This is a genomic window from Pseudomonas sp. KB-10, from assembly GCF_018221585.1.
GTDB classification, from domain to species: domain Bacteria; phylum Pseudomonadota; class Gammaproteobacteria; order Pseudomonadales; family Pseudomonadaceae; genus Aquipseudomonas; species Aquipseudomonas yangonensis.
Genome location: NZ_QYYB01000003.1, coordinates 422,719 through 438,189, shown reverse-complemented (window position 1 = coordinate 438,189; position 15,471 = coordinate 422,719). Strand labels below are relative to the sequence as shown.

The following is a 15,471-nucleotide window of genomic DNA, read 5'->3' as shown; positions in this document are numbered from 1 at the left end:
GCAGCAAAGCACCAAAACAGATCAGAATGTCGCTTTGATGAAACTTTTTAGTGCATTGACCTGAGAAGAAGCATCCAACTCCGCATTTTATGGCGTTTTATAAAGGCTAAGGCACGCACCAAAATCAGCCTCGCTGCGCACAGTTTTCGATCACGCCCGCCACTTCGAGGCCCGCTTCCGGTGCGGCTTCGGCGCCCTGCAACAGCATTTCCATGCTCTGCCGTGTGTCAGCCATCAGGGTAGCGAGGCGTTCCCGATCATAGCGACTGGCGTCGATCGCAGAGCCGATGAGCAACTGCACCGGCTGATCGAGATTCAGGCGCCAGGTGCGCGCCGGCAGTACGTGGTGAATACCGCGAATGGCCACCGGCACGATCACCGCTTCGGTGTCCAGTGCCAGGTGGAAGCAGCCCTTTTTGAACGGCTGCAGGCTGCCATCGGCCGAACGCGTTCCCTCCGGCGCGGCCCACAGCACGACACCGCTCTCCATCATCTGACGGGCGCGCTGCAGATCACGCCTGGCCTGCTGCGCATTGTGCCGATCCACCGAGGGGAACTCCGCCGCACGCATGGCCCGGCCAAGAAAGGGAATACGGTACAACTCGCTCTTGGCCAGCATGCGAATCGACCCGGGCATGGCGACGAAACTCGCTGGAATGTCGTAATGACTGGAGTGCGTACAGAGAATCAGGTAACGCCGGCCATCATTGAAATCCGGACACTGGCCGTGCACCGTCATACGCATGCGCACCAGCCGCAGCAAGGCCGCAGACCAGGCACGGGTATAACCGTCTACATGCTCGCGGCGCAGCCGGCCGATGGCGGCACGCCCAATCACCAGCAGGCAGAAATACAGCGTCACGCTCAGGGTCCCCAGCACCACGCCGACGCGGCGGGCCATATTCGCGCTACGGGCGATGGGTTGCAGGCTCAGCATGAAGCGGCTCCTTACTAATCTGAAGATCGATCCGGGGGCAGGGCGTGGGCTAGGCGCTATGATGCTGGCAAACCTTTCCAGGACACAGGAGGCAGCATGCCACTCGCTCAGCTGATCAGCACGGAACACCTTCAACGGCGTCAGGAGCAGGACAATCTGGTAGTTCTGGATTGCCGCTTCGCCCTCGAAGACCCGGCCTATGGCCGTCGCAGCTACCTTGACGGGCATATTCCCGGCGCCCACTTCCTCGATCTCGAGCAGGACCTGTCCGCCCCGGTGATCAAGGGCGTAACCGGGCGCCATCCGCTGCCGGACCCCAGCGCACTGGTGGAACGCCTGCGCAACTGCGGCCTGCGGGCAGACAGCCAGGTAGTGCTGTACGACGATGGTCCCGGCGCCTTCGCCGCGCGGGCATGGTGGCTGCTGATCTGGCTCGGCAAGCGCGACGGTCTGTACCTGCTCGACGGCGGTCTGAAGGCCTGGCGCGAGGCCGGCCAGGAACTGACGATTGCCCCACCGGAGAGCGCCCCCGGTGATTTTTCGGCGCAACCCGACAGCAACCTGCTGCTGAGTGCCGAACAACTGGCCCTGCGCCTGGGCAATCCGGATCTCACCCTGCTCGACGCCAGAGCACTGCCGCGCTTTCGCGGTGAAGTCGAGCCACTCGACCCGGTCGCCGGACACATTCCCGGAGCGCAATGTGCAGCCTTCACCGACAACCTCGGAGCCGATGGCAAATTTCTTTCGGCGCAAACGTTGCGCGAGCGCTTCGACAAACTGCGTGGTGACCGCCCGCTGGAAAACCTGGTGGCCTACTGCGGCTCCGGAGTCACGGCCTGCCACAACCTGTTCGCCATGAGCCTCGCCGGGTATCCGCTGGCGCAGTTGTATGCGGGCTCCTGGAGTGAATGGATCACCGATCCGTCACACCCGATAGCCACCGGCGACTGACGCAGAGTTTTAAGCACCAATCGAAATATGCCCAATAACTCAAATCTGGAATCAATTTAAAAACAGCCCTTTACAGCTGAAATATCGCACTAGACTTGAAAATGAGCGGCTAACCCCGCTCCCGGTGGGGCCTTTATCGAAGAGCCACTAGAAAAGCTGCCACGCGCCCGGCCCCACCGGCACCCTCCGCGAGGATGTCATGGGAATAGCCGCCTGCGATCTCAGCCAGCATGTGATCCGCCCTACCCTTCTCTATCTGCAGCGTCATAGTGCCACGGCCGAAGCCTTGCTACTGGGGGCTGCGGCCTGTCAGTCGGCACTCGGCAGCGCTTTGGACACCCCACAAGGCCACGGCCTGTATCGCATCAGCGAGCAGCGCCACCAGACCCTATGGGATCGGCATCTAGCCTTCGATCCAGAACTTGCCAGCCGTGTCCGCGGCCTCGCCAGCCAGCACGCTTTCCTCGAAGCGCCGCATCTGGAGCTCACCGTCAACCTGCGTTACGCCACAGCCGTCGCCTGGCTGCTGGTGGAAGCCGAACACTTGGAGCTGCCAGCCGCTGATGACCTGCTGGCGCTGGGCCGGATCTGGTGCCGAGTTTTTCAGCCACAAGGTCGTCAAGGTGACTTTCTCGAAGCCTGGCAGCGCTGCATCGAACCGGTAAGCCGGGTAGCCTGACCAATCCGTCAGAAATACACCGGATGAAGTTCTGCACAAATCTACGCCAATTGTCCGACAATACGCTCTATTTCGGGAACTTCAGCGTCTTGGCAAGGGTCAGGAAAAACTGTAGCGTGCCCCCCTCGCCTCACCAAAGGAGCTTCCCCGTGAGCAAACGTCTTCTCAAGACCGGTCTGGCCGTCGCCATTGCCGCCACCTCCAGCCATGGCTTCGCCAGCGGCTTCGCCCTCAACGAACAAAGCATTTCCGGCATGGGCACCTCCTTCGCCGGGCGCTCGTCGTCCGCCGACGACGCCAGCACCGTGTTCGGTAACCCGGCCGGCATGTCGCGCCTCAAGCGCGACGAGATCTATGTCGGTGCCGCGGCGATCCATGCCAAGAGCGATATCAGCCACGCCAGCGCCAACGCAGGTCCCTTGGCGCTGTCCGGCAGCAATGACGGCGATATGGTGCCGACGACCGGCGTACCGATGGGCTACTACGTCAAGCCACTGGACGACAAGGTCGCCTTCGGTCTGGGTATCTACGTACCGTTCGGTCTGATGACCGATTACGAGAGCAACTTTCAGGGGCGCTATCACGCCGATAAAAGCTATGTACGGGTAATCACCGTGCAGCCGACCTTGAGCTATCGCTTCAACGACAAGCTGTCGGTCGGTTTCGGCCCCACCTTCAACCATATCGAAGGGGAGCTGACCTCCTCGGTGCTCAACCCGCTGAGCCCCGGCAGCAACGACGGCAAGGTGAAGGTCAAGGGCGACGACACTGCCGTTGGTTTCAACGTCGGTGTGCTCTACGAGTTCACCCCCGGCACCCGTGCCGGTTTGACCTACCATTCGCGCGTGAAGTACGAGTTGGAAGGTGATACCCGCGTTTCCGGCAGCGGCGTTCTGGCTGGCGTAGCTGGCAAATACGACGCCAATCTCGACCTGACCACCCCCGAGTCGGTGGATATGTCGATCACCCACGATCTGACCGATGCCCTCACGCTGCACCTCGGCAGCACCTGGACACGCTGGAGCCGCTTCAAGGAAATCCGCGTGGAAAATGACTCGGCGACGCTGCCAGCCAACCTCTCCACCATCGTCGAGGAGCAGAACTGGCATGACACCTGGGCCCATGCGATCGGTCTGTCTTACAAGCTCAATCCGCAGTGGACGCTGCGTACCGGGGTCGCCATCGACCAGTCACCGACCAACAACGTCGACCGCTCGCCACGCGTGCCGTCCGGCGACCGCACCATCTTCAGCGTCGGCGCGGGCTGGAGTCCGAACCAGGACGTGACCATCGACCTGGCGTACTCCTACCTGCAGGAAGAATCGGTGGACGTTAACCACGCCAGCGATACCCGTGGCACCTACCGCGCACGTTACAAGAACAGCGCACACGGTCTGGGCGCTTCGCTCAGTTACCGCTTCTGATCGGATCCGGAACACGGCCAGGGACGGCCGAATTAGCCCTACCGCAGCTAGGCGAATTCAGGGCTTTGAAGCGATGGCCTTCTCGACGGCAGCGATCAGCTCGGGATCATCCGGTTTGGTCAGGCTGGAGAAGCTGGCCACCACCTTGCCCTGACGATCGACCACGTACTTGAAGAAGTTCCAGCGCGGCGCCCTGCTCTGCTCGGCCAGCCCCTTGAACAGGGGAATCGCGGCCTTGCCGGATACCGGTTGCGACTCAGTCATGGCGAAGGTCACGCCGTAGTTGACATAGCAGACGGTAGCCGTCTCCTGGCTATCCGCGGATTCCTGGCGAAAGTCGTCGGACGGCACGCCCAGCACTTCCAGGCCCTGATCCTTGTAACGCTGATAAAGCGCTTCGAGCCCTTTGAATTGTGGGGTAAAGCCGCAGAAGCTGGCGGTATTGACCACCACCAGCGGCTTGCCGGCGAACTGGCAGAGTTCGACGCTCTCACCCTTGGCACGCAGCTTGGGCAAATCCCCTTGCAGCAGCGCCGGACACTCGGCGGCCAGCGCCGGCAAAGCAAGACTGAAGAGCAGCAAGGAGCAGGCAAGACGATGAAACGACATGACGATGACCTCGAGCGATAACGCAGTCTTGCCACGCTACTCGCAGGGCATGCGCCAGGCAACTAGCAAATGCCCACGCCCAGCTGCAGCAGGGCCAGCCCGCCCTGGCGCCAGCCCCACCAGGCGAGCGCCAGCAGCAGGCCAAGGCCCACTGCCACGGCGCTGAACGTCAGCAACTTGCGGCTCACGCCGGCGCCCCCTGCAGGCGTGCCACCGGCACCTCACGCACCGGCCAGTTGAGCGCCGCGGCCATCACGCTCAGGCCGATGGAAATCTGCCAGACCAGGTCGTAACTGCCGGTGGTGTCATAGAGATAGCCGCCCAGCCAGCCGCCGAGGAAAGAACCGAGCTGGTGGAACAAAAAGACGATGCCGCCGAGCATCGACAGGTTGCGCACGCCGAACAGGGTCGCCACGGTACCGTTGGTCAACGGCACGGTCGACAGCCACAGCAGGCCCATGGCGATACCGAACAGGTAGGCGCTCCACTGCGTCAGCGGTGCTGCGATGAACAGCGTGATCACCACCCCGCGCAGCAGGTACAGGGCGCTGAGCAGGCGCGGCTTGGCCATGCGCCCGCCTAGCCAGCCGGCGATGTAAGTGCCGAAGATATTGAACAGGCCAACCAACGCCAGCACCGTGGTGCCGGTCAGCGCCGGCAGATGGTGATCGACCAGATAAGCCGGCAGGTGCACGGCAACGAACACCACCTGGAAGCCGCAGACGAAGAAGCCCAGCGCCAGCAGCCAGAACCCCGAATGCCCGGCCGCTTCGCGCAGCGCCTCGACCAGCGTTTGCTGCGGCCCGGTACTCGCCGGTGGTGGCGTCTCGTTGATCATCGCGGCCAGCGGCAGAATCAGAGCGACCAGCAGGCCCAGCGCCAACAAGGCTGCCGACCAGCCCAGCCAGCCGATCAGCCCCAGCGTACCCGGCAGCATGGCGAACTGGCCAAAGGACCCTGCCGCGGCGGCGATGCCCATGGCCATGCTGCGCTTCTCCACCGGCACGGCACGGCCGACCACGCCGAGAATCACCGAGAACGAGGTACCGGACAGACCGATACCGATCAGCAGACCGGCGCTCAGCGACAACGACAGTGGCGAGTCCGCCATACCCATGCACAGCAACCCCAGTACATAGAGCACACCGCCGACGACGATGGCCTTGCGTGCGCCAAAGCGGTCGGCCAGCGCACCGGTGACCGGCTGCGCCAGCCCCCAGATCAGGTTCTGCAGAGCGATGGCGAAGGCGAATACCTCGCGCCCCCAGCCGAACTCCGCACTCATCGGCGGCAGGAACAGGCCGAAACCATGGCGAGTGCCAAGCGACAGCGCGAGAATCAGCGAGGCGCCGAGCAGCAGCCAGGTGGTTGAACGCCATGCAGTTGTCATCGTGATCTCCAACAGACGGCCGCACGCAGCCGCTCAGGCAGTAAAAGAGGCCATCAGGCCAATTGGTCGAGCAAAGCCATCAGTTCGGCGCGGCGATCCTCGCCGAGCCGAGCATTCAGCTCACGCTGCACCTGTTCCCACAGCGGCAGCGCCTGTTCGATACGTTGCAGGCCGGCCTCTGTGAGCCGTACCTCGCGAGCACGCAAATCGCGCCCTTCTCCCAGCTGCAGCAACTCCTGCTCCTGTAGCACCCGCAGATTGCGACCCAGGGTACTGCGATCCAGCCCCATGGCCTCGGCCAGCACTGAAATGCTCGGCTGTCCGAGCCGCTGTACGTGGCGCAACAGGGAAAACTGCGCGGCACCGAGCCCGACGGCAGCCAGGGCGTCGTCGTATCGGCGGGTCACGCCACGGCTGGCGCGACGCAGTTGGGTGCAGAGACAGGAAGTCGGCAACATGCATACAGGTATATACCCGCATCAGCGATTGGCACTCATACAGTTACCTGGTGCGTCGCCATAACAGTTGTTTCAGAGGCTCAATGCCAGAGCCAACAGCGCAGCACACTCGGCCAACTCGACCAGAGCACCGGCGGTATCGCCCGTAGTGCCGCCCAGGCGCCGTAACAGCGCGCGGCGCAGCCAGACGAACAGTGCCAGGGCCGTGGCCAGGGCAATAAATGCACCCCAGCCCAGCAGCAACATGGCCGCCACATGCCCACCCAGCACCCAGGGTAACTGCCCGCGCGGCAGATGATCGACCAGCGCCTGGCCCAGACCACCGGCGCGCACATAGGGTGTGGTTGCCAGCAGCAGCGGCAGCAGGCTGCGCCCTAACCAGGGCAGCAGCAGCAGATAGCTGCCCTTCCCGGCCTGCAACAGGGTCAGCAGCGCGGCGAACTTGAGCAACAGCAGTAGCACCAGCACCATCACGGCGATGGGGCCGCTGCGCGGGTCTTTCATGATCGCCAGGGTGCGCTCGCGATCACCGAAGCCCCCAACCCAGGCGTCGGCAGTGTCGGCCAGGCCGTCCAGATGCAGCCCGCCGCTCAGCCCCACCCACAGCGCCAGAATGATCGCAGCCTGCAATAGGGCCGAGGTCTGCCCCAACAGCAGATGCGCGCCCCACAGCAGCAGACCGAGCAGCAAGCCAACGACCGGATACCAGAGCAGCGAGCGGCCGATCTGCTCGGGCGTCGGCATGCCCGGCAGGCTGACCGGCAGGCGGGTGAGGAACTGCAAGGCGATCAGCAGTGCAATCATGGCAGCTCCGCCAGGCGTCCGTCTGCGTCCAGGCTCAGGCGAAAGCGTTGGGCATAGCCGACGTTGACTTGCAGCAGGTCCTGGCGCGGCAAGCCGCGGGCACGTGCCAGCAGCAGACGCATCACCCCACCATGGGTCACCAGCAGCAGACGCTGACCGGCATACGCCTGCACCAGGCGCTGCAGCGCGGCCAACACGCGGGCCTCGAACTGCAGCAGCGGCTCGCCGTTAGGTGGTGTGAAGGCGTAAGGGTCAGCCCAGAACTGGCCCAGCGCCTCGGCATGAGTTTCCATCAGCTGCGCGGCGCTACGCCCTTCCCAGTCGCCGAAATGCAGCTCCTGCAGGCCCGGCTCGTAGTGCAGCGGCAATCCATGAGCCGCCGCCACTTCCTCGGCGAAACGCGCGCAACGCTGCAGCGGCGAGCTGATCAGCCGATCCCAGGGCCCCGCTCCCTGCACGGCGGCGCGCAGCTGTGTCCAGCCCTGCTCGGTCAGCGCATCATCGAGGCTGCCGCGTAGCCCGCCCCCCTGCTCGGTTTCGCCGTGGCGCAGCAATTCGAGCTGCAGCATCAACGCGGCCTCTCGGCTACCGCGGCCTCGGCGAATGTCGCCATCTGCCCGTGCAATGCGCAGGCCAGGCGTAACACCGGCACCGCCAGCGCCGCACCGCTGCCCTCGCCCAGGCGCAGCCCCAACTCCAGCAAGGGTTCGGCGCCCAATGCCTGCAGCACGCGCACATGACCCGGCTCGGCGCCGTGATGGGCGAACAGCAGCCATTGGCGGCAGGCGGGGTTGAGGCGCACCGCCAGCAAGGCCGCGACGCTGCAGATAAAGCCGTCGACCAAAACGGCGATGCCCTGCTGCGCGGCGGCCAGGTATGCCCCGGTAAGCGCAGCGATTTCGAAGCCACCGAGGTGGACCAGCGCTTGCAAGGGGTCGCCGATCTGCGCCCGGTGCAGGGCCAACGCCGCATCGATCACCCGCGCCTTGTGCGCCACACCTGCGCCATCCAGGCCGGTGCCGGGGCCGGCCAGTTCGCTCGCCGGGCAATCCAGCAGCCAGCAGGCCAGCGCCGCTGCCGCCGTGGTATTGCCAATGCCCATCTCGCCGCCCACGAACAGGTCGCACCCGATAGCACGGGCGCGCTGAATGCTGTCGCGTCCCGCCTCCAGGCAGATCATCGCCTGAGCCAGGGTCATGGCAGGGCCTTGGGTGAAGTTCTGGGTACCAGCACCCACTTGCAGGTGGCGTACGCCAGGCAACGGCGGCAGCGGCTCGGCGGTGCCCAGGTCGATCACCTCCAGCGCCGCGTCCAGCTGACGCGCCAATACGCTGATGGCCGCACCGCCGCTGACGAAGTTGGCCAGCATCTGCCCGGTCACCGCCTGCGGGTAGGCAGAAATACCTTCGGCGACCACACCATGGTCGCCAGCGAAAATGGCGATCCACAGTTTGTCCAGGCTCGGCCGTTCGCGCCCCTGCAGCGCGGCCAGATGAATCGCCAATTTTTCCAGACGCCCCAGCGAACCGGCGGGCTTGGTCAACTGCTGCTGGCGGTTTTCAGCCTTGGTCCGAGCCACGTGGTCGAGCGGTTGGCACGGCCCCTGCCACCATTGCAGACTCATAGGGCATCTCCCTTGAGGGTCATCGGCAGACCGGCGACGGTGAACAGCACGCGCTGGCTGCGTTCGGCCAAGGCCTGGTGCAGCCAGCCGGCCTCATCGACATAACGACGGGTGAGTTCGCCCAGTGGCACCACGCCAAGTCCGGTTTCGTTGCTGACCAGCAGAATGCGGCCGGGTAATCGCACTACACAAGCGAGCAGCGCCTCGCGCTCGGCATTCAGGCGCTGCGCGTCCTCCAGCATCAGCAGATTGGTCAGCCACAGGGTCAGGCAGTCCACCAGCAGGCAGCGCCCGGAGGCGGCCTGCTCTTGCAGCACACGGGCCAGTGCCAGCGGCTCCTCCACCAGCGCCCAGTGCGCCGGACGCCGCGCGCGATGCTGGGCAACGCGCTGGTTCATCTCGCCGTCGAGCGGCTGGCTGGTGGCGATGTAAACCACCTCCAGCCCGGACTCGTCGGCCAGTTTTTCGGCCAGGCGGCTCTTGCCGGAACGGGCACCGCCGAGAATCAGTTCAAGCATGATTCAATCCACATTCATTTCTACCGATAGGCCGCAAAGCACTTTGAGTTTTTCGCTATCCAGGTGCAGTTCCACCTGGTCGGCCAGGCGCTCGATATCGCGCTCGCGCAGCGCCTGATAGTCCACCTGTTCCACCTCATCCAAGCCCGCCCAGCGCAGTAGTGCAGCGAACGCCGAAGGCTGCTCGAACAGGCCATGCAGGTAGGTGCCGAGCACCTGGCCGTCGGCGCTGAGTCCGCCGTCACTGCGGCCGTCGTCAAGCTGCACGGCGCCATTGAGGCCCGGCCCGCGACTGACGCCAGCGTGAATCTCGTAACCGCTGACCTGCGCCTGCTCCAGGCACAGCTGGCCACGCACGTTGCGCAACTGTTTCTCCGGCTCCAGCAGCGTCTCGAAATCCAGCAGGCCGAGGCCCTCGCTGCTGCCGGCAGCGCCTTCCAGGCCATGCGGGTCGTGAATCTGCCGACCGAGCATCTGCAGGCCGCCGCAGATGCCCAGCAGTTTGCCGCCATAGCGCAGATGGCGGGCGATGGCCGTGTCCCAGCCCTGCTCGCGCAGCCGGGCGAGGTCGGCGCGCACGCTCTTGGAGCCGGGCAGGATGATCAGGTCGGCCGGCGGGATGGCCTGGCCCGGCCCGACGAAGGTCAGCTGCACCTGCGGATGCAGGCGCAGCGGGTCGAAATCGGTATGGTTGCTGATGCGCGGCAGCACCGGCACCACCACGCGCAGCGCCTGCGCGCTCTTGGCCTGCTGACGGGTATCGACGGCGTCCTCGGCTTCCAGGTGAAAATCCGTCAGGTACGGCAGCACGCCGAGCACCGGCTTGCCGGTACGCTGCTCCAGCCAATCCAGCCCCGGTTCGAGCAGGGCGATATCGCCGCGAAAACGATTGATCACGAAGCCCCTGATCCGCGCCTGTTCGCTGGGGCTGAGCAACTCTAGGGTGCCGACCAGATGGGCGAACACGCCGCCCTTGTCGATGTCGGCGATCAGAATCACCGGACAGTCTACCGCCTCGGCGAAGCCCATATTGGCGATGTCACCGGCGCGCAGGTTGATCTCGGCCGGCGAACCGGCGCCTTCGACCAGCACCAGCTGGTGGCGCTCGACCAGCCGCGCATGGGACTCCAGCACTGCCGCCATGGCCACCGGCTTGTAGCCGTGGTAGGTCAGCGCCTGCATGTTGCCGATGGCGCGGCCGTGGATGATCACCTGGGCGCCCATGTCGCTGTTGGGCTTGAGCAGCACCGGGTTCATGTCGGTGTGCGGCGCCAGGCCGGCGGCCTGCGCCTGCACCGCCTGGGCCCGACCGATCTCGCCACCATCGGCGGTCACCGCCGAGTTGAGCGCCATGTTCTGCGGTTTGAATGGCGCCACGGACACGCCCTGGCGCCGCGCCCAGCGGCACAGTGCCGTCACCAGGGTGCTCTTGCCGGCATCGGAAGTGGTGCCCTGCACCATCAGGGTTGGCATCAGGAGGTTTCCTCGAGGCTGGCGAGGATCGGCGCACAGTCCAGCAAGCCCTGCTCCAGGCGCAGCCAGCCGGCCTCGTCTGCCGGCAGGCCGAAGCGCAGGCTGTCCAGCTCGGCGAACAGCCTGATCAGAATGCCGCGTCGCGCCAGCAGCTCCATGCAGGGCACCGCGCGGCGCGTGCAGCAGAACTGGAACAGCGCCGAACCGCCGGTAGGCGGCAGGCCGCAGTCGCGCAGCAGCGCCGCCAGACGCTCACCATCGGCCAGCAAACGCTCGCGCTGGCGGCGCTGGCCGGCGCTGTCAGCAAGCAGCTGGCGGGCGATGCTGCGCGCCGGACCGCTGACCGCCCAGGGCCCGAGCAGCGCCTCCAACTCATCCAGCAAGGCCTGCGCCGCCAGCACGAAGCCCAGACGCAGGCCGGCCAGACCGAAGAACTTGCCGAACGAACGCAGCACGATCAGCCCCGGCATGTCGCTGTAGGCCGCCAGGCTGTGCTGCGGCGTGCAGTCGATGAAGGCTTCGTCGACCACCAGCCAGCCGTCGCGCTCGGCCAGCTCGTCGTGCCAGTCGAGCAGGCGCGCCGGCTCGATCAGGCGCCCGGTCGGGTTGTTGGGATTGACCACCAGCAGCACGTCGAGCTGCGGCAGCGCGCGATGCACCGAGCCTTCGCTGAGCTTGGTGATGCGATGGCCCTCGCGGCGCCAGGCCGCGGCATGCTCGGCGTAGGTCGGCGCGAGGATGCCCACGCTGCTGTGCGTGCGCAGGCGTGGCAGAGCCTGGATCGCCGCCTGCGAACCGGCCACCGGCAACAGGCTGGCGGCGCCGTAATAATCGCGCGCCGCCGCCTCCAGGCCATCGTTGACCTCGGGCAAGCGCGCCCACGCCTGAGCCGGAACCGGCGGCAGATCCCAGCCATAGGGGGCGATACCGGTGGACAGGTCCAGCCAGTCCTCCAGGGGGATGCCATAGCGCTGCGCCGCCGCGCGCAGTCGACCTCCGTGTTCAAGCACCCAGCACCTCCCAGATCATCAGGCACAGTAACCACAGGCCAACGCCGGCAGCGACCCGGTTCATCGCCCGTTCGATATCCCGCGCGCGCGGCGCCGGGCCCTCGCCCAGCTGCGGGCGTTCATGCAGCTCGCCGTGGTATTCGGCGGCGCCGCCCAGACTCACTCCCAGGCTGCCGGCACCAGCGGCCATCACCGGGCCAGCATTGGGACTGTCCCACAACGGTGCCTGCCGGCGCCAGCAGCGCAGCGCCAGAAGGGTATTCCCGAGCAGCGCATAGGTCAGCGCCACCAGGCGCGCCGGGATGTAATTGAGTAGGTCATCGATCTTCGCCGCCGCCCAGCCGAAGCGCTCGAAGCGCTCGTTGCGATAGCCCCACATGGCGTCCAGGGTGTTGCTCAGGCGGTACAGCACCACGCCGGGCGCACCGGCGACGATGAACCAGAACAAGGCAGCGAATACCGCATCGGAACCGTTCTCCAGCACCGACTCGGTACCGGCGCGGGCCACGCCGGTGGCGTCCAGCTCGGCGGTGTTGCGGCTGACCATCCAGCCGACCCGCTCGCGTGCCAGTTGCAGATCACCCAGACGCAGCGCGCGGGCCACCGGCTGCGCGTGCTCGTAAAGACTGCGCAGGCCAATGGCGAAATACAGGGCGAAGATCTCCACCGCCCAGCCCAACCCGCTGATCTGCACCAGCAGCCAGGTGAGCAGAGTCAGCGGCAGTACTGCCAGGCACCAGGCGGTGACACCATGGCTGCGCCAGCCACCACCGGCCGGGTTGAAACGCTGCTCCAGGCAATCGGCCAGGCGCCCGAAGGCCACCAGCGGATGCGCGCGGCGTGGCTCGCCCAGCACGGCGTCCAGCGCCACACCGGCGCAGGTGATCAGCGCCAGGCTCATCGTTCAGTCACCCTGCACTCCCCATCGATTCTCGAACAGCAGCTCGCTCAGCGGTCGAGGCGAGGCCCAGCCCTCTTGCACCAGCATGGGTTTTTCATAGAAGGCATCCACCGGCCCCAGACACAGCAGCGCCACCGGCTTGCTGCCGGCCGGCATGGCCAGCAGCTCGGCCAGCGCTGCGGGATCGAACAGCGACACCCAGCCCAGCCCCAGACCTTCGGCGCGCGCGGCCAGCCACAGATTCTGAATCGCGCAGGCCACCGAGGCCATATCCATTTCCGGCAGCGTGCGTCGCCCGAAGACATGTGCCTCGCGTCCGTCCATCAGCGCCACCGCCAGCAGCTCGGCACAATCGCGGATGCCCTCGACCTTCAGCCGCATGAATTCGTCGCTGCGCTCGCCCAGGGCCTCCGCGGTGCGTACCCGCTCGGCCTCCACCAGCGCATGAGCCGCCTCGCGCAGTTGCGCATCGCGGATGCGCACAAAGCGCCAGGGCTGCATCAGGCCAACGCTGGGCGCGTGGTGAGCGGCTTCGAGCAGGCGCGCCAGCACCTCCGCCGATACCTCTCCACCGCTGAAATGACGCATGTCGCGGCGCTCGGCGATGGCGCGGTACACCGCTGAGCGCTCCTCGGGGCTGAAGGCGTGCTCGCTCATGGACGCAGCAGCGCGGCGGCTGCCTCCGGGTTGGACGGCAGGTAGAAGTGGATATAGCTGGCGGTCAGTCGCCCCAGGCGATACACCGCCTCGGCCACCGGCTTGCCGTTCGGACAGCGCCCGCGTACCAGCGGCTCGAGCGGGCTGTCCAGGCGCGAGTGATGGTAGCTATGGCCACGCAGCTCGCCCTCCGGCAGCGTCACTTCCTGCAGGGCCAGCGCGGTCAGGCGCGGCTGCAATGCGGCGCTGCCGGCCAGCAGGCCGAGCATACGGCCGCTGGCGCCCTGCTTGTCACGCAGCTCGTGGAGCAGATAGAGCATGCCGCCACATTCGGCGAGCAGCGGCTTGCCGGCCTTATGATGGGCACGGATGGCTGCGGCCATGGCCTGGTTGCCCGCCAGCTCGGCCAGGTACAGCTCGGGGTAGCCGCCAGGCAGATAGAGGCTGTCTACCTCGGGCAGCGCGCTATCGGCCAGCGGCGAGAAATAGCGCAGCTCGGCCCCCAGCCCCTGCAGCAGGTCGAGATTGGCCTGATAGAGGAAGGCGAACGCCGCATCGCGCGCCACGCCAATGCGCACATCCTTCAACAAGGGCGCGAGTTCATTGATATGCGGCGCGGCGAAGCTCACCGCCGGCGGCAGGTCGACATCGGCACTGGCCGCCAGCGCATCGGCGGCGGCGTCCAGGCGCGCATCCAGATCCGCCAGCTCGGCGGCCTGCACCAGGCCCAGATGGCGACTGGGCAGCTCCACCGCGGCGCTGCGCGGCAAGGCGCCGAACCAGCGAATGCTCGGCGGCAGGGCATCGCGCAGGATTTCGCCGTGGCGCGTGCTGGCAACCCGATTGCCGAGCACACCGGCAAAGGGCAGATCGGGCTGGAAGGTGGCCAGGCCATGGGCCAGGGCGCCGAAGGTCTGCGCCATGGCCGCGCCGTCGATCACGCCCAGCACCGGCACGCCGAAATGACGCGCCAGGTCCGCCGCCGAGGGCTTGCCGTCGAACAGGCCCATCACCCCTTCGATGAGGATCAGATCCGCCTCGCCCGCGGCCTGCCACAGCAGGCGACGGCTCTCCGCCTCACCGACCATGGCCAGGTCGAGCTGGTACACCGGCGCGCCGCTGGCACGGGCATGGATCATCGGGTCGAGAAAATCAGGCCCGCACTTGAACACCCGCACGCGTCGTCCCTGGCGCGTATGCAAACGCGCCAGCGCAGCGGTGACGGTGGTCTTGCCCTGGCCGGAAGCCGGGGCGGCGATCAGCAACGCCGGGCAGTGACGTGTCGTCATCAGAATTCGATGCCCTTCTGCGCCTTCACGCCAGACTTGAACGCATGCTTGACCAGGCTCATCTCGGTGACCGTATCGGCCGCCTCGATCATCCCCGGCAAGGCCCCGCGGCCGGTCACCACCACGTGCTGCAGCAGCGGCCGGGCCTCGATATCGGCCAGCACCGCATCCAGTTCGAGGTAACCGTGCTTGAGAGCGATATTCAGCTCATCCAGCACCACCAGGCCGACGGACTCGTCGCTCAGCAAGCGTCGCGCCACGGCCCAGGCTTCCTGCGCCTTGGCAATGTCGCGCTGGCGATCCTGGGTCTCCCAGGTGAAGCCCTCGCCCATCACGTGATAGCTGACTTCCTCGGGAAAACGGCGGAAGAAGGTTTCCTCACCGGTGCTGGCCGCGCCCTTGATGAACTGCACCACCCCGACCCTGATGCCATGACCAAGGGCGCGCGCGACCATGCCGAAGGCGCTGCTGCTCTTGCCCTTGCCGTTGCCGCTGTGCACCAGCAGCAGGCCGTATTCATCCTGGGCCTGGGCGATCTTCTCGTCGATCAGGGCTTTCTTGCGCTGCATGCGCGCCTTGTGGCGGGCGTCGCGTTCGGCGGATTCGCTCATGCTGTGCTCCTGCAAGTCAGGTGCCCGCGTTGCCTGCTTCAGGAACAGTGCGAACGACAATGAAGAATCGCGATGATCCGCGCGACCTCATACAGGCGCCAATGGCTGGTCAGGCGAGCGGAAGGCGGGCAACACC

General features: G+C 66.0%; 18 protein-coding genes. 3 read left to right on the top strand and 15 right to left on the bottom strand.

Translation table 11 applies throughout. The annotated features are described in order from the left end of the window. Positions 1 to 124: 124 nt before the first annotated feature. On the bottom strand, positions 125 to 937 hold the full coding sequence (locus DXK50_RS10630) for a lysophospholipid acyltransferase family protein (protein WP_212630284.1): 813 nt from the start codon (positions 935 to 937) through the stop codon (positions 125 to 127). 96 nt (positions 938 to 1,033) lie between these two features. On the opposite strand from DXK50_RS10630, the gene DXK50_RS10625 reads away from it, so the two are divergent. The 3 genes from DXK50_RS10625 (at position 1,034) to DXK50_RS10615 (ending at position 3,991) form a co-directional block, all read left to right on the top strand. Next, positions 1,034 to 1,888: a sulfurtransferase gene (locus tag DXK50_RS10625; RefSeq protein WP_212630283.1), complete on the top strand. Its 855-nt coding sequence runs from the start codon at positions 1,034 to 1,036 to the stop codon at positions 1,886 to 1,888. Between the two features lie 199 nt (positions 1,889 to 2,087). Then, entirely contained in the window at positions 2,088 to 2,567 is a 480-nt protein-coding gene (locus tag DXK50_RS10620; RefSeq protein ID WP_212630282.1) for a hypothetical protein, read from the top strand. 149 nt (positions 2,568 to 2,716) lie between these two features. Further along, positions 2,717 to 3,991 (top strand): OmpP1/FadL family transporter, encoded by a 1,275-nt coding sequence (locus tag DXK50_RS10615; RefSeq protein ID WP_212630281.1) that lies wholly within the window; start codon positions 2,717 to 2,719, stop codon positions 3,989 to 3,991. 57 nt (positions 3,992 to 4,048) lie between these two features. Here the strand turns inward: DXK50_RS10615 and DXK50_RS10610 are convergent, their stop codons facing one another. The 14 genes from DXK50_RS10610 to cobO all read right to left on the bottom strand — a co-directional run bounded on the left by DXK50_RS10610 (position 4,049) and on the right by cobO (position 15,335). Beyond that, complete coding sequence (locus tag DXK50_RS10610; RefSeq protein WP_212630280.1) at positions 4,049 to 4,600, bottom strand: glutathione peroxidase; 552 nt, start codon at positions 4,598 to 4,600, stop codon at positions 4,049 to 4,051. Positions 4,601 to 4,662: 62 nt separating this feature from the next. Next, the gene (locus DXK50_RS25165) at positions 4,663 to 4,788 is read right to left on the bottom strand and encodes a hypothetical protein (protein WP_283088683.1); all 126 of its coding nucleotides are present in this window, start codon (positions 4,786 to 4,788) and stop codon (positions 4,663 to 4,665) included. Then, a complete protein-coding gene (locus DXK50_RS10605; RefSeq protein WP_212630279.1) occupies positions 4,785 to 5,990 on the bottom strand; it encodes an MFS transporter in 1,206 nt (401 codons plus the stop codon). Before DXK50_RS10605 ends, DXK50_RS25165 begins: the two co-directional genes overlap by 4 nt. 53 nt (positions 5,991 to 6,043) lie before the next feature. Continuing rightward, complete coding sequence (locus tag DXK50_RS10600) at positions 6,044 to 6,448, bottom strand: MarR family winged helix-turn-helix transcriptional regulator (protein WP_212630278.1); 405 nt, start codon at positions 6,446 to 6,448, stop codon at positions 6,044 to 6,046. A 72-nt stretch (positions 6,449 to 6,520) separates the two neighbouring features. Further along, positions 6,521 to 7,252 (bottom strand): adenosylcobinamide-GDP ribazoletransferase, encoded by a 732-nt coding sequence (locus tag DXK50_RS10595; RefSeq protein ID WP_212630277.1) that lies wholly within the window; start codon positions 7,250 to 7,252, stop codon positions 6,521 to 6,523. Then, on the bottom strand, positions 7,249 to 7,821 hold the full coding sequence (gene cobC, locus DXK50_RS10590) for an alpha-ribazole phosphatase family protein (RefSeq protein ID WP_161866327.1): 573 nt from the start codon (positions 7,819 to 7,821) through the stop codon (positions 7,249 to 7,251). The genes DXK50_RS10595 and cobC overlap by 4 nt, the downstream gene beginning before the upstream one ends. Next, the gene (cobT, locus tag DXK50_RS10585) at positions 7,821 to 8,876 is read right to left on the bottom strand and encodes a nicotinate-nucleotide--dimethylbenzimidazole phosphoribosyltransferase (RefSeq protein WP_212630276.1); all 1,056 of its coding nucleotides are present in this window, start codon (positions 8,874 to 8,876) and stop codon (positions 7,821 to 7,823) included. Before cobT ends, cobC begins: the two co-directional genes overlap by 1 nt. Beyond that, positions 8,873 to 9,394: a bifunctional adenosylcobinamide kinase/adenosylcobinamide-phosphate guanylyltransferase gene (cobU, locus tag DXK50_RS10580; protein WP_212630275.1), complete on the bottom strand. Its 522-nt coding sequence runs from the start codon at positions 9,392 to 9,394 to the stop codon at positions 8,873 to 8,875. Before cobU ends, cobT begins: the two co-directional genes overlap by 4 nt. Before the next feature lie 3 nt (positions 9,395 to 9,397). Further along, the gene (locus tag DXK50_RS10575; RefSeq protein WP_212630274.1) at positions 9,398 to 10,867 is read right to left on the bottom strand and encodes a cobyric acid synthase; all 1,470 of its coding nucleotides are present in this window, start codon (positions 10,865 to 10,867) and stop codon (positions 9,398 to 9,400) included. Further along, positions 10,867 to 11,877 (bottom strand): threonine-phosphate decarboxylase CobD, encoded by a 1,011-nt coding sequence (gene cobD / locus DXK50_RS10570; protein WP_212630273.1) that lies wholly within the window; start codon positions 11,875 to 11,877, stop codon positions 10,867 to 10,869. Before cobD ends, DXK50_RS10575 begins: the two co-directional genes overlap by 1 nt. After that, positions 11,870 to 12,778, bottom strand: coding sequence for an adenosylcobinamide-phosphate synthase CbiB (gene cbiB / locus DXK50_RS10565; protein ID WP_212630272.1), 909 nt, complete (start codon positions 12,776 to 12,778; stop codon positions 11,870 to 11,872). The genes cobD and cbiB overlap by 8 nt, the downstream gene beginning before the upstream one ends. Before the next feature lie 3 nt (positions 12,779 to 12,781). Continuing rightward, positions 12,782 to 13,435 (bottom strand): 5,6-dimethylbenzimidazole synthase, encoded by a 654-nt coding sequence (gene bluB / locus DXK50_RS10560; protein WP_212630271.1) that lies wholly within the window; start codon positions 13,433 to 13,435, stop codon positions 12,782 to 12,784. Then, positions 13,432 to 14,724 (bottom strand): cobyrinate a,c-diamide synthase, encoded by a 1,293-nt coding sequence (locus DXK50_RS10555; protein WP_212630270.1) that lies wholly within the window; start codon positions 14,722 to 14,724, stop codon positions 13,432 to 13,434. The genes bluB and DXK50_RS10555 overlap by 4 nt, the downstream gene beginning before the upstream one ends. Beyond that, positions 14,724 to 15,335 (bottom strand): cob(I)yrinic acid a,c-diamide adenosyltransferase, encoded by a 612-nt coding sequence (cobO, locus tag DXK50_RS10550; RefSeq protein WP_212630269.1) that lies wholly within the window; start codon positions 15,333 to 15,335, stop codon positions 14,724 to 14,726. The genes DXK50_RS10555 and cobO overlap by 1 nt, the downstream gene beginning before the upstream one ends. Positions 15,336 to 15,471: the final 136 nt, after the last annotated feature.

Excerpts from the sequence above, each read along its gene's own strand:
- DXK50_RS10625 (WP_212630283.1), top strand. The coding sequence starts at position 1,034 with ATGCCACTCGCTCAGCTGATCAGCACGGAACACCTTCAACGGCGTCAG.
- cobO (WP_212630269.1), bottom strand. The coding sequence starts at position 15,335 with ATGAGCGAATCCGCCGAACGCGACGCCCGCCACAAGGCGCGCATGCAG.
- DXK50_RS10610 (WP_212630280.1), bottom strand. The coding sequence starts at position 4,600 with ATGTCGTTTCATCGTCTTGCCTGCTCCTTGCTGCTCTTCAGTCTTGCT.
- DXK50_RS10620 (WP_212630282.1), top strand. The coding sequence starts at position 2,088 with ATGGGAATAGCCGCCTGCGATCTCAGCCAGCATGTGATCCGCCCTACC.
- DXK50_RS10630 (WP_212630284.1), bottom strand. The coding sequence starts at position 937 with ATGCTGAGCCTGCAACCCATCGCCCGTAGCGCGAATATGGCCCGCCGC.
- DXK50_RS10595 (WP_212630277.1), bottom strand. The coding sequence starts at position 7,252 with ATGATTGCACTGCTGATCGCCTTGCAGTTCCTCACCCGCCTGCCGGTC.
- bluB (WP_212630271.1), bottom strand. The coding sequence starts at position 13,435 with ATGAGCGAGCACGCCTTCAGCCCCGAGGAGCGCTCAGCGGTGTACCGC.
- DXK50_RS10600 (WP_212630278.1), bottom strand. The coding sequence starts at position 6,448 with ATGTTGCCGACTTCCTGTCTCTGCACCCAACTGCGTCGCGCCAGCCGT.
- cbiB (WP_212630272.1), bottom strand. The coding sequence starts at position 12,778 with ATGAGCCTGGCGCTGATCACCTGCGCCGGTGTGGCGCTGGACGCCGTG.
- cobT (WP_212630276.1), bottom strand. The coding sequence starts at position 8,876 with ATGAGTCTGCAATGGTGGCAGGGGCCGTGCCAACCGCTCGACCACGTG.
- DXK50_RS10555 (WP_212630270.1), bottom strand. The coding sequence starts at position 14,724 with ATGACGACACGTCACTGCCCGGCGTTGCTGATCGCCGCCCCGGCTTCC.
- cobU (WP_212630275.1), bottom strand. The coding sequence starts at position 9,394 with ATGCTTGAACTGATTCTCGGCGGTGCCCGTTCCGGCAAGAGCCGCCTG.
- cobC (WP_161866327.1), bottom strand. The coding sequence starts at position 7,821 with ATGCTGCAGCTCGAATTGCTGCGCCACGGCGAAACCGAGCAGGGGGGC.
- DXK50_RS10575 (WP_212630274.1), bottom strand. The coding sequence starts at position 10,867 with ATGCCAACCCTGATGGTGCAGGGCACCACTTCCGATGCCGGCAAGAGC.
- DXK50_RS10605 (WP_212630279.1), bottom strand. The coding sequence starts at position 5,990 with ATGACAACTGCATGGCGTTCAACCACCTGGCTGCTGCTCGGCGCCTCG.